The organism is Chitinophaga polysaccharea (assembly GCF_902150045.1).
GTDB classification, from domain to species: Bacteria; Bacteroidota; Bacteroidia; order Chitinophagales; family Chitinophagaceae; genus Chitinophaga; species Chitinophaga polysaccharea_A.
Map to the genome: position 1 here is coordinate 679,022 of NZ_CABFVU010000001.1, position 11,924 is coordinate 690,945.

11 protein-coding genes and 1 riboswitch are annotated in these 11,924 nt (G+C 46.1%); of the genes, 9 read left to right on the top strand and 2 right to left on the bottom strand.

Going from position 1 to position 11,924, the window contains the following annotated elements; genetic code table 11:
• Positions 1 to 251: 251 nt before the first annotated feature.
• On the bottom strand, positions 252 to 1,757 hold the full coding sequence (zwf, locus tag FN124_RS02760) for a glucose-6-phosphate dehydrogenase (protein WP_142683260.1): 1,506 nt from the start codon (positions 1,755 to 1,757) through the stop codon (positions 252 to 254).
• Between the two features lie 250 nt (positions 1,758 to 2,007).
• On the opposite strand from zwf, the gene FN124_RS02765 reads away from it, so the two are divergent.
• Complete coding sequence (locus FN124_RS02765; RefSeq protein WP_260607311.1) at positions 2,008 to 2,592, top strand: molybdopterin-dependent oxidoreductase; 585 nt, start codon at positions 2,008 to 2,010, stop codon at positions 2,590 to 2,592.
• A gap of 48 nt (positions 2,593 to 2,640) precedes the next feature.
• Here the strand turns inward: FN124_RS02765 and FN124_RS02770 are convergent, their stop codons facing one another.
• Positions 2,641 to 2,982 carry a winged helix-turn-helix domain-containing protein gene (locus FN124_RS02770; protein ID WP_142683261.1) on the bottom strand — a complete coding sequence of 114 codons (342 nt, stop codon included), beginning with the start codon at positions 2,980 to 2,982 and terminating at the stop codon, positions 2,641 to 2,643.
• A gap of 78 nt (positions 2,983 to 3,060) precedes the next feature.
• Here FN124_RS02770 and eat point away from each other — a divergent pair, with 78 nt between their 5' ends.
• From eat to FN124_RS02810, 8 genes are all read left to right on the top strand, one after another.
• A complete protein-coding gene (gene eat / locus FN124_RS02775) occupies positions 3,061 to 4,377 on the top strand; it encodes an ethanolamine permease (RefSeq protein WP_142683262.1) in 1,317 nt (438 codons plus the stop codon).
• A complete protein-coding gene (locus tag FN124_RS02780; RefSeq protein ID WP_142683263.1) occupies positions 4,374 to 5,732 on the top strand; it encodes a glutamine synthetase family protein in 1,359 nt (452 codons plus the stop codon). Before eat ends, FN124_RS02780 begins: the two co-directional genes overlap by 4 nt.
• A gap of 10 nt (positions 5,733 to 5,742) precedes the next feature.
• Positions 5,743 to 6,879 (top strand): iron-containing alcohol dehydrogenase, encoded by a 1,137-nt coding sequence (locus FN124_RS02785; RefSeq protein WP_142683264.1) that lies wholly within the window; start codon positions 5,743 to 5,745, stop codon positions 6,877 to 6,879.
• Between the two features lie 2 nt (positions 6,880 to 6,881).
• On the top strand, positions 6,882 to 7,598 hold the full coding sequence (locus FN124_RS02790; protein ID WP_142683265.1) for a gamma-glutamyl-gamma-aminobutyrate hydrolase family protein: 717 nt from the start codon (positions 6,882 to 6,884) through the stop codon (positions 7,596 to 7,598).
• Positions 7,595 to 8,959, top strand: a complete 1,365-nt coding sequence (locus FN124_RS02795; protein ID WP_142683266.1) for an aldehyde dehydrogenase family protein — start codon at positions 7,595 to 7,597, stop codon at positions 8,957 to 8,959. The genes FN124_RS02790 and FN124_RS02795 overlap by 4 nt, the downstream gene beginning before the upstream one ends.
• 208 nt (positions 8,960 to 9,167) lie before the next feature.
• Complete coding sequence (locus FN124_RS02800; RefSeq protein ID WP_185937067.1) at positions 9,168 to 9,719, top strand: AlbA family DNA-binding domain-containing protein; 552 nt, start codon at positions 9,168 to 9,170, stop codon at positions 9,717 to 9,719.
• A complete protein-coding gene (locus FN124_RS02805; protein WP_142683268.1) occupies positions 9,697 to 10,269 on the top strand; it encodes an ATP-binding protein in 573 nt (190 codons plus the stop codon). The genes FN124_RS02800 and FN124_RS02805 overlap by 23 nt, the downstream gene beginning before the upstream one ends.
• 109 nt (positions 10,270 to 10,378) lie before the next feature.
• A riboswitch (cobalamin riboswitch) is annotated at positions 10,379 to 10,591 on the top strand.
• A 172-nt stretch (positions 10,592 to 10,763) separates the two neighbouring features.
• On the top strand, positions 10,764 to 11,894 hold the full coding sequence (locus FN124_RS02810; protein ID WP_185937068.1) for a DUF5074 domain-containing protein: 1,131 nt from the start codon (positions 10,764 to 10,766) through the stop codon (positions 11,892 to 11,894).
• Positions 11,895 to 11,924: the final 30 nt, after the last annotated feature.

The window sequence follows — 11,924 nt, forward strand, 5'->3', positions numbered from 1 at the left end:
GATCTGAGGCACAAGGGTAAAAACTAACTGGCTAACATAGCTTAAGGAATTAAATCTGTGATCTTTTTGTTAATAGGGTGTTGTAAAAATGTCCATTTCTATCGTTGAAATAAAAGTATAAAATAAAAAAGATTTCAGTGCGTAAATTTATTTCCTCGATAAGAAGGTATTAAAATGAGTATGATATCTAAATGATTAGCATAAAAAAAACCGTCCTTTTTTGCGAGGGACGGTTTTTTTATCTGGTGTATCTACTTTATACTTTCTTCTCTTGCCGATAAGCGGAACCAGTCTTTCGCGTAAGGCTTCAGCAGCGTAGTAGCTGCAGTGGGGCCCCAGGTACCGGCTTTATAAAGATGCAGTTCTTTTGCAGGATACTTTTTCCAGGTGTCGAGGATAGGCATTACCACTTTCCAGGCAGCTTCCACCTGGTCGGCACGCATGAATAAGGTGGGGTTACCATCCAGCACATCCAGCAGCAATGCTTCGTATGCTTCCGGAATTGTTTCCGTATAGGATTCCTGGTAAGTAAAATCCATCTCCACCGGTTTTAGTTTCATTTTCAGACCAGGCACTTTACTTTCAAACAGTAAACTGATTTCCAGCTCCGGCTGTATACTGATGATCAACCTGTTTGGCGTGATATCATCTTTAAAGATCTTATTGGGAGAATCTTTAAACTGCACTACAATTACAGACGATTGCACCGGCATTGATTTCCCTGTGCGCAGGAAGAAAGGCACGCCTTTCCATCTTTCGTTGTCGATAAATAATCTTGCAGCGATAAAGGTTTCCGTGTTGGAAGAAGACAGTACATGTTCTTCCTTACGGTATGCCAGTCGTGGTACGCCATGTACATTACCGGCGGTGTACTGTCCGCGGATCACATTTTTCAGCACCTGTGCAGGCGTGTAATGCCTGATATCTTTCAGTACTTTTACTTTTGCATCACGGATCAGTTCCGACTGGTAAAATTCCGGCGGGTCCATGGCTACGATACATAACAACTGCAGCAGGTGGTTCTGCACCATATCGCGTAGGGCGCCGGCGCCATCGTAGTAGCCACCTCGTTTTCCCACGCCTACTTCTTCCGCCACGCTGATCTGTATATGATCGATATATTTTTTATTCCACAGCGGTTCAAATACATAGTTGGCAAAACGGAATGCCATGATATTCTGCACCGCTTCTTTTCCCAGGTAGTGATCGATGCGGTAGATCTGTTTTTCCGCAAAGCGTTTGGTGAGAAAGCGGTTTAATTTTTTTGCGGTTTCGAGATCTGAGCCGAAAGGTTTCTCCACTACGATACGGTCAAGGCCATCGCGATTACAAATGGTGTGTTTATATAATCCTTCAGCAATGATTTCGATAAAGCGTGGCGCCACGGCAAAATAAAAGATACGGGAGCCTTGCTGCTTTTGTTTTTTCCCAAATGCTTCCAGCTTTTCTTTCAGGCCGGTGTAGGTTTCCGTTTTCAGGAAATCGCCCTGGAGATAGGAGATATTCTTTGCAAATCCTTCCCATTGTTTTTCATCTGCTTTCCCGTTGCGGCTAAACTCATTTATCCCTGCGAGCAGGTCCAGTTTAAATGCAGCTTCATCTTCCGGCAGGAAATCCACGCAATAAATGGTGAATACAGGCGGAAGATGGTTATCGGTATACAGGTTATAAAGCGCGGGTATCAGTTTTCTTTTGGTCAGATCCCCTTTGGCGCCGAAGATGGTGATGGCGGAGGGGAGTGTTTTTCCAGTTTTCATCTAAGCATCGGTTTATTCCCCTGTAATTTAAGCATCATTCCTGGAATCTGCTATGCTTTTTTGTACAACGGATCCGGGCAGCAGGAGAAATTAACCATGGCCGTTGACTTTCTCTTCTTTTAATACTAATTTGCACCAGTTATCAACCATACACCCAGGCAGCTACATTATTTTTTCCCGCTTTCCTTCCCGGTTCTGTGACCTTGTTTTGATGTGTACAGGCAAGCTTTTATCACCGTTATTCAAAAAAATGAACAACGAATTAGTTATGTTTAAAAAGTTACCGGCCGTTGGCATGCTTACAGGTATTACCGCCGCATTGGCAGTACAGATAAAAAAAACTGATACTACCATGCTATACAAATTCGCTGCTTACTTATTCATTACTGCATTCACCACCAGCGCTTTTGCACAAACTATTTCGGTTGACGGGGAAGTAACGCACCCGTTAAAGCTCAGTGCTGCCGACATTGACAGGATGCCCCAAACGGAAGTAACCGCCACCGATCGCGACGGAAAACTGCATCACTACTCCGGGGTAGCGGTAACAACTATTCTCCAACAGGCAGGCGTAACGCTGGGAGTCCAGCTGAGAGGGGAAAATATGTCGAAATACCTGCTGGTAAAATCAGGCGACGGGTATGAGGTATTGTTTTCCCTGGCCGAACTGGACAGCGCTTTCACCAACCGTGTGGTGATACTGGCCGGCAAGGTGGACGGGCAGCCGTTGCCGGATGGCAAGGGGCCGTTCAGGATCATAGTTCCCGGTGAAAAGAAACCTGCGAGATGGATATGGGAAGTAACGGCCATGACCATACGATTTGCGAAGGAATAGCGGCCTATTACGTTTATTCGGGCCTGTTGTATGCGCGGCAGGGAAAGGTTATTTGCGCTTATTCAAACCGGCGCTCCGCGTAGCAAGGAATTGCCGGAAAGCCGTATTCAGCTCATGAAATAATTTTATCGCCTGTTCACCCTCAGGGGTGAGCAGTGCGCCACCTCCGCTCTTCCCTCCTCTTTCCATTTTCACCAGCGGTTTACCGGTACGCTTATTCATCTGGTCTACAAAATCCCAGGCCTGGCGGTAGGAAATTTTCATTTCCGTAGCTGCTTTCCTCAGTGAGCCCAGTTCACGGATCTTCTCCAGCAGCTCAATACGGCCGTAACCGAGAAAGGGGCCTTCTTCGGTTTCAATCCATATACGTCCGTTTGCCATTAGTTTCATACAGTAAAGATATGCGGTTAGTGAAATAATATTTTAATTTATATTATATTACAGATACACGCAACAGAGATCTTTCAAATGACACAAAACAAGGGTTTAAAGAAAACACTGACTCCCTTTATGCTGTGGGGACTTGGAGTGGGGTACGTTATTTCAGGTATGTATTTTGGTTGGAATCTTGGCCTTGAAAAGGGCGGCACAGGAGGCATGGCCATTGCCACGCTTGTGATCATGGTGATGTATGTAACGTTTACTTTCAGTTATGCAGAACTGGCCTGCGCCATCCCCAAGGCAGGAGGAGTTTTTGATTATGCAAACAGGGCAATGGGAAAGAATATCGGCTTTGTGGCCGGTATAGCCCAGGTGATTGAATTCATCCTGGCGCCGCCTGCCATTGCATTTGCCATCGGCGCTTATTTCAATGCTTTTTTCCCGCAGGTACCTATCCTCACCAGCGCTGTTGCCATTTATTTTGTGTTTACCGGTCTGAATGTGTATGGTGTAAAAGCGGCAGCGTCTTTCGAGGTGATTATCACCATTTTTGCCGTAGGGGAATTATTGTTGTTTACCGGTTTATCGCTTCCAAAATTCCAGGCCGTTCATCTTAGCAGCAACCCGCTCCCGTTTGGATGGGGCGGCGCTTTCGCCGCTATTCCTTTCGCTATCTGGTTTTTCCTGGGCATTGAAGGCATTGCCAATGTAGCGGAGGAAACAAAAAATCCCCAACGCGATATCAGCAAAGGCTTTGGATGGGCTATCCTTACGCTGGCCATTCTTTGTATCCTGATATTTGTGTCTGCCACCGGTATTGCCGGGTGGGAAGCCATTGTATATAAGAACGGGATCAGCGGGGAAACTTCTGATTCCCCGCTGCCGCTGGCGCTGGCAAGAATTACCGGGAGCAACCATCCCATGTACCACCTGCTCATTACCATAGGTTTATTCGGGCTGGTGGCTTCTTTTCACGGGCTTATCCTGGCAGCGGGGCGCTCTACTTACGAAATGGGCAGGGTGCATAACCTGCCGGCGGCGCTGGGTAAAATTTCACCGCGGTTCCATACGCCTGCCAACGCTCTTTTAGGCAACATGGTGATCGGGATACTGGCTTTGCTTTCAGGTAAAACTTCCGAAATCATTATCGTATCTGTTTTCGGCGCGCTCACTTTGTATATTATTTCCATGGTGTCTATTATTATTCTGAGAAGACAGGAGCCTGAACTGCCACGGCCTTTCCGGGTAGCCTTCTACCCTGTGTTCCCGGTAGTGGCACTGGTGATCGCCACCATTTCCATAGTAGCTATGTTTATCTTCAACCTGCTGCTTGGCATTATCTATTTTTCCCTGCTGGCCGTTTCATTTTTATTGTACAAAATCTTTAAACCTGCCCACACATGACAACTTCCGAAATATTAACGTATGTAAAAAATCATCCGTCCGGTAAGGTAAAAGTGGCAATAGCGGACATCGACGGTGTATTAAGAGGGAAATATATTGCAGCAGAGAAATTCGTGTCAGTAACAGAAACCAGGATGGGTTTCTGTGATGTTACTTTTGGCTGGGATATGAGCGATGTGGTATATGACAATGTAAAGTATACAGGCTGGCATACCGGTTACCCGGATGCACAGGTGAAAATTGACCTGAACACTTTCCGTAAAATTCCCTGGGAGAATGATGTGCCTTTTTTCCTGGGAGATTTTGTGGAAGCCAATAATACCCCCCTATATGCCTGCCCGAGGCAGCTGCTGAAAAAAGTGCTGGCCTCAGCAGAGCAAAGTGGTTATGTGCCGTACTTCTCGCAGGAATTTGAATGGTTCAACTTCACCGAAACGCCTGATACTGCCCACCAGAAACAGTTCCGGGACCTCACTCCTTTATCGCCGGGAATGTTTGGTTACTCCATCCTTCGCAGCGCGTTAAAGAATGAATATATGAGCAGCCTGTTTGAGCAACTGGTGAAATTTGATATACCGGTAGAAGGCTTGCATACGGAAACAGGTCCGGGCGTATATGAAGCAGCCATTAAATACGCGGGAATTTTACAGGCGGCAGACCAGGCTATCCTATTTAAAACCGCTGTAAAAGAAATTGCCTACAAGCATGGGGTAATGGCCACCTTCATGGCCAAGATCCATGAAAGCCTGCCGGGATGCAGCGGGCATGTACACCAAAGCCTGTGGGATGCGGACAGTAAGCAGAATTTATTTTATGATGAACAGGACGAACATAAAATGAGCGCCCTCATGAAAAGTTACATTGCGGGGCAACTGTACTGCTTACCGGTGATACTGCCCATGATAGCCCCCACCATCAACAGCTACAAACGGCTCGTGGAAGGCGCCTGGGCCCCCACTACACTCACCTGGGGCATCGATAACAGGACGGTGGCATTACGGGCTTTACCAGGCGATAAAAAGGCTACCCGCCTGGAAACAAGAGTAGTTGGCTCAGACACCAATCCATACCTCGCACTGGCTGCCTGTTTGGCCGCCGGGTTGTATGGTGTAAAAAATAAATTACCACTTGAGAAAAAAATAACCACCGGTAATGGGTACAAAGACACCTCGAATGGTGTATTACCACAGAACCTTCATATGGCCACCCAACAAATGAAGGAATCAGCCCTGGCAAAAGAGCTGTTCGGCGAAGCGTTTGTTGAACACTTTACGTTAACCAGGGAATGGGAGTGGCGGCAATATGCCAAAGCAGTGACCGACTGGGAATTGAAAAGATATTTTGAAATCATCTAAGTAACCGCATATGGCATTTCAGTATAATTTTCCTACTACTATCCGTTTCGGCGCCGGCGTGATCAGCGAGCTGCCGGCCTATCTGCAGAAAAACGGGTTATCAAAACCTATGATCGTTACCGACCCAACGATAGCAGGATTATCATTTTTTAAATCGATCGTGAAGGACCTGGAGTCGCACCAGATTTCCGTGGAAGTATTCAGCGATATCCACAAAAATCCTGTGAAGAGTGATGTGTACAAAGGAACCGACCTTTGGGACAATACCGGCCGCGACAGCATCATTGGCATTGGCGGTGGTGCAGCCCTGGACGTGGCGCGGGCCATTGTGCTGAGAGTTCATCACCGGGAAGATCTTTTCAAATACGATGATCTCATAGGCGGCGACGTATATGTGACCAACGATGTGCCTCATTTTGTTACTGTGCCCACTACCGCCGGCACCGGCAGCGAAGTAGGCAGGAGCGCCATTATTGCCGATGATGAAACGCACCAGAAGAAAATACTCTTCTCCCCCAAACTGATGGCAAAAATTGTATTTGCAGATCCTGCCCTTACTATGGATCTGCCGCCATTTATCACTGCCGCCACCGGCATGGATGCGTTAACGCATAATATGGAAGCATTCCTGGCAAAAAATCCGCATCCCCTATGCGATGGCATTGCCCTGGAAGGTATCTATCTCATAAAAAACTCACTGGAAAAAGCCACTAACAGCCCTGATATAGAAAGCCGGAGCAATATGCTGATGGCATCAATGATGGGCGCTATTGCCTTCCAGAAAGGATTGGGTGTGGTGCATTCCCTGGCACATCCCCTCTCCTCCCTGCTGGATACGCATCACGGCCTTGCCAATGCCGTGAATATCCCCTACGGGATGCAATTCAATATTGCGGGCTTTGAAGATAAATTCCGCCGCATTGCCAGAACGCTGGAGCTAAAGGAAGAAACCGGCGAAGCAGTGGTACAATATCTCTTTGATCTTAATTCAAAAATAAATATACCGCATCATCTCCGGGATATCGGTGTTACCGGTGCACATGTAGAAACACTGGCCGACCTGGCACTGGCGGATTTTGCACATCCCAACAACCCTAAACCGGTTACACGGGAGGATTTCAAACAGTTGTACCTAAACGCGCTATAGACATGAAGAAAAAGATAGGGCTCAGCTATACGGAAGCCAGCTTTGCCAACTACGAAAAGTGGTTCACGCCTGAAGACCTGGGCGATGACCTGGAAGTGGTGATCCTGTCTTTCCTGCGCAACAATGCGGAAGATATCTATACCTGCGATGGGTTGGTGCTCACCGGCGGTGTGGATGTGATCCCTTCGCTGTACGGAGGAGCCGATAATTATCCACATCGGCCAGCAGAATTTTTACCTGAAAGGGATAATTTTGAAAAACGCCTTTACGAATATTCGCAGCAGCATCAGTTGCCTGTACTTGGCATCTGCCGCGGATTGCAGTACATCAACATACTGGAAGGCGGAAAAGTATATGAAGATATCGGGGAAGCCGCTAACAGGATCCATAAGAAAGATAGCAGCGATAAAATTCATAGCGTAAACATCCGTAAAGACACTTTGCTGTACAAGGCTACCGGCCTGGAAAAAGGGCAGGTGAACAGTGCGCATCACCAGGGCATTCATCCGGCCAGCCTGGGGAAAAATATTATGGTGAGCGCTACTTCCGATACCAGCGATGAGATTATTGAAGGTATTGAATTCAAAGACAAAACCGGGAAAGGCTTTATGCTTTGCGTGCAATGGCATCCGGAAAGAATGCCGGAGAAAGAAAGCAACCCGCTCTCCCAACAGATCAAAACAACATTTCTTCAAGCAGTAAGAAACCATACGAAATGAGAATCTTTAATCCTGCCACCGCACAAACCCTTGCCGTTCTCCGTGAAGACACCTTATCAATGGTTGTTGAGAAAACCGCCCTGCTCCGGCTGGCATTTGATCATTGGTCCTCGAAGCCACTGGCAGAGCGCATTAAAGTGATTGCGCGCTTCAGGGATCAGCTGGAAAAAAGAATAGAGAAACTGGCGGGCGTACTTACTTCCGAAACAGGAAAACCATTGCAGCAATCGCGCAATGAAATCAACGGCGCTATTACCCGGATCAACTGGATGCTGGAAAATGCAGAAAAATACCTGTCGGACGAGTGGGTAACGAATACGGATACACTAAAAGAAAAAATTTCCTACGAGCCGCTGGGCATTGTCTGTAACATCTCCGCATGGAACTATCCATACCTGGTAGGTGTCAATGTTTTTATTCCGGCCCTGCTGGCAGGGAATACCGTACTTTATAAGCCTTCCGAATATGCGGTGCTCACCGGTATGGAAATCGAAAAGCTTTTTTACTATGCTGGCCTGGAACACAATGCCTTTAAAATAGCCATTGGTGGAAAAACAGTAGGAGACAACCTGCTTGGCCTGCGGGTGGATGGATACTTTTTCACCGGCTCTTATAAGACCGGCAAATACATCTACGAAAAAATAGCGACCCGGATGCTGCCCTGCCAGCTGGAACTGGGCGGGAAAGATCCGCTGTACGTAGCAGACGACATTGAGGATATTGCAGCAGTAGCGGCGGCTACCGCCGATGGCGCTTTTTATAATAACGGGCAAAGCTGCTGCGCAGTAGAACGTATTTATGTGCATGAAAAAATATACGACCAGTACGTGGAAGAATTTGTAAAAGCCGTTAAATCCTGGAAGCTGGGATTGCCTACCGATGAAGGCGTATACTTTGGCGCCGTGACCAGGAAAGAACAATTAAAAGTGCTGGAAACGCAGGTACTGGAAGCACGGGCAAAGGGAGCCACCCTTAAACTCGGTGGCCATATCATTGAGCATGAGGGCAATTTCTTTGAACCTACCATTCTCACCGATGTGGACAACTCCATGAAAATTATGCAGGAAGAAAGCTTCGGCCCGGTGATAGGCATTATGAAAGTAGCGAGCGATAAAGAAGCGATTGAAATGATGAATGATACGGAATATGGTCTTACTGCTTCCGTATATTCCTCCAACGGTGAAAGGGCGCAGGCCATCCTGTCGCAGGTGAATACGGGTACTGGCTATTGGAATTGCTGCGACCGTGTTTCTGCGGGCTTACCATGGGCAGGAAGGAAACACTCTGGTTTTGGCGCTACGTTGTCTCACCAGGGTTTAAGGGCGTTCACGAAAACAAAATCGTGGCAGATGAAGGGGTAGGTTGCGTAAAGATATACGATGATAGAAGCGTGATACAATCTTGTGTTGTATCACGCTTTTGTTTTTAAAGAGAGATATATTTAATCGATGTTGCATGCAGATTTGTTAATCCACATTTATTATAATCCCCTGGATAGTCTCCGTCAACATTACAGATAATATTGTGTTCCGCGTTATTGCCGGGCTTAACACTTTTGTTTGAATGTATATGACAGAACCACAAAATAAAGAATATAAACAATCATGGAGAGATGAATATCTCAAATGGATATGTTGCTTTGTGAATGCTCAAGGTGGCAGGTTATTTATTGGCATCGATGATAACGGCGTTATTGTAGGTGTACAAGAATATAATAAACTAATGGATGAAATACCGAATAAATCGGTTAATCATTTAGGATTGGTGGTAGATGTAAATCTTCATAAAAGTGGAAACAAACATTATTTAGAAGTAGTAGTACCGGTTAGCTCTGTTCCTGTAGCCTATCACGGGATTTATTATTATCATAGCGGCAGTACAAAACAAGAGTTAAAAGGAATTGCTCTGCAGCATCTTCTTTTGAAGAAAACAGGAAAGAAATGGGAAGATATCCCGGTAGAAGAAGCCTCATTAAAAGACCTGAGCGCTAACACTATACGACGTTTTATCTCCAAGTCTGTTGAGATGAACAGAATTCCACGAACAGCAAAGAAGATGAACATTGATCCTGCCAATTTCCTACAAAGGCCTAGAAAGAATGGAGCCTTTGGAGTATCCTGAACCTGCTTTGAGGGAAGCAATATTCAACGCCATTATTCACAAGGATTATTCAAGCACCTACACATTTCTCCGCGTATATGACGATCGCTTACATCTTTGGAATCCAGGATCACTACCGGAAGAATTAACGGTAGAAAAATTAAGGGCGGATCATTCCTCTTATCCCAGGAATAAGAATATAGCGAATATATTTTTTAAGGCCGGGTATATTGAATCGTGGGGAAGGGGTACTAATAAAATTATTGATCCATGCGTTGAATCAGGATTGCCAGAACCTTTAATTGAATTAGAACAGGGAGGATTTGGTATTACATTTTTAAAAGAGAAGTATACAAATAAGCTCACGCCGTTTGAAGAACTTGAAGATAGACAACGTAAAGCTATTTTATACATTAGGGAACATGGAAGCATAAGCAATACACAATACCGGGAATTGGCCGGTGTGTCAAAAAGAACTGCAACAAGAGATTTACAAGATTTAATAGGAAAAAAATTCATACAAAAATCTGGAAATACCGGAAAAGGAACTTCATACGCTGAACCAATCTGATATTGGGGCCATATAGGGGCCATTGGGGCAACAAAGGGGCAACAAATGCCCAACCTCATCTATAGAAAAATCTCCTCCACTTCATTTTGGCATTTATACCTAATTACCTTAGGTTTGCTCCGCATTTGGTTCCGCCCGGCGGCGGATTAAAAGGGAATCCGGTGTAAAACCGGAGCTATCCCCGTAGCTGTAAGCCTGCATTTACCAACAGGTAAATTGTTTTTTCCGGATGTACTCCATACCACTGTTTGCCAGGGCGGCAAATGGGAAGGTCCCGGGAAAGCAGGTAAGCCAGAAGACCTGCCTTTTGCAACTGATCATTCAACGCTTTCGGGTGAAATGCCATGAATGTAGGCCTACCAGGCATTTATGCGCTGTTATGTTTTTCGTTTAGCCTTTGGCGTAACGCCGGAAGGATAACCGGTATTATGATCATTTTTTTCAGGGTTTTTGCCCCGGAAAAGAGTATTGTATTTCTTAACAAAACAATAAATATGAAAAAACAGTTATTATCCTTTCTGTCTGCAGCTATGATGCTGTTTGTTGCCTCCTGTCAAAAAGATGACGCATTACAACCCCTCGGATCCCAACGTACCAATGAAGCCGGTACCGGCGGCGTTACCGCATCGCTGATTGCAGGTAAATATGGCAACGGGTTCTTTATTGCCAATGAAGGATGGTTTGGTCATGGTACGGGCGATCTGCATTTCTATTCCTATAGTGGCGATAGTCTTGTTCCCAACATATACCATGCAGAAAACCCTGCAGGCGCATTGGGCGGCCCCTCCAATACGCTGCAGTACGCCACCATTTTCAATGGCAAAATGTATATTGTTGTAAAAGCCGGCGGACCGCTGGTAGTAACGGATGCAGGCAGCCTGGTGGAAACCGGCCGTATCACTACACTTCCCGGCAACGATGGTCATGCCTTTATTGGTGTGGATGCCACACGAGGCCTGCTCAGCGCAGCCGACGGCGTATATCCGGTAACGTTGCCTTCCCTGGCGGTGGGCACTAAAGTAAGCGGCGTTGCAGGTTATACAGGTGATATGTTAAAAGCCGGCAGCTACATTTTTGTATTGTCCCAAACAGATGGCATCGTTGCTTTAAACAGCAGCACCTATGCCGTAGTGAAAAAATTCGGGACAGCTAACCTGGCATTTGCTGCAGGGAAGGATGGCGGTGTATATGCAGCCACTTCAGATTCACTGATCCGTATAGATCCGGCTACACTGGTACGCACTGCTGTGAAACTGCCTTTTACCATTGCATCGCCATGGGGAGCATGGCGCCATGCGGCTATTACTGCATCCACTACAGAAAATGCTGTTTACATTGTGCGTAACAATGGCTTTGCCGGTGGTACTCAACTGTACCGTTATATTATTGGCAACACGGCATCACTGGCGGCTCCTTTTATTACCCTGCCTTCCGGACAGTACTTTTATGGAGCTGGTGCTGCGTATAACAAGGATAAAAATGAACTGGTGATCACTACGCTGAACGGCTCTTTCACCGGGGATATCAACAGGGTGCTGTTATATAATGCCACCACTGCTACGTTGAAAAAAACGCTGACTTACAACGGATGGTATTTCCCTGCCATGCCGGTATTTCATGAATAAAAAAAGGAATGAAGCCGTCCTGGTAATTAA

Coding starts and splice junctions, on each gene's coding strand:
- FN124_RS02765 (WP_260607311.1), top strand. CDS start 2,008: ATGAACAACGAATTAGTTATGTTTAAAAAGTTACCGGCCGTTGGCATG.
- FN124_RS02810 (WP_185937068.1), top strand. CDS start 10,764: ATGAAAAAACAGTTATTATCCTTTCTGTCTGCAGCTATGATGCTGTTT.
- FN124_RS02785 (WP_142683264.1), top strand. CDS start 5,743: ATGGCATTTCAGTATAATTTTCCTACTACTATCCGTTTCGGCGCCGGC.
- FN124_RS02805 (WP_142683268.1), top strand. CDS start 9,697: ATGGAGCCTTTGGAGTATCCTGAACCTGCTTTGAGGGAAGCAATATTC.
- FN124_RS02800 (WP_185937067.1), top strand. CDS start 9,168: ATGACAGAACCACAAAATAAAGAATATAAACAATCATGGAGAGATGAA.
- FN124_RS02770 (WP_142683261.1), bottom strand. CDS start 2,982: ATGAAACTAATGGCAAACGGACGTATATGGATTGAAACCGAAGAAGGC.
- FN124_RS02780 (WP_142683263.1), top strand. CDS start 4,374: ATGACAACTTCCGAAATATTAACGTATGTAAAAAATCATCCGTCCGGT.
- eat (WP_142683262.1), top strand. CDS start 3,061: ATGACACAAAACAAGGGTTTAAAGAAAACACTGACTCCCTTTATGCTG.
- FN124_RS02790 (WP_142683265.1), top strand. CDS start 6,882: ATGAAGAAAAAGATAGGGCTCAGCTATACGGAAGCCAGCTTTGCCAAC.
- zwf (WP_142683260.1), bottom strand. CDS start 1,757: ATGAAAACTGGAAAAACACTCCCCTCCGCCATCACCATCTTCGGCGCC.
- FN124_RS02795 (WP_142683266.1), top strand. CDS start 7,595: ATGAGAATCTTTAATCCTGCCACCGCACAAACCCTTGCCGTTCTCCGT.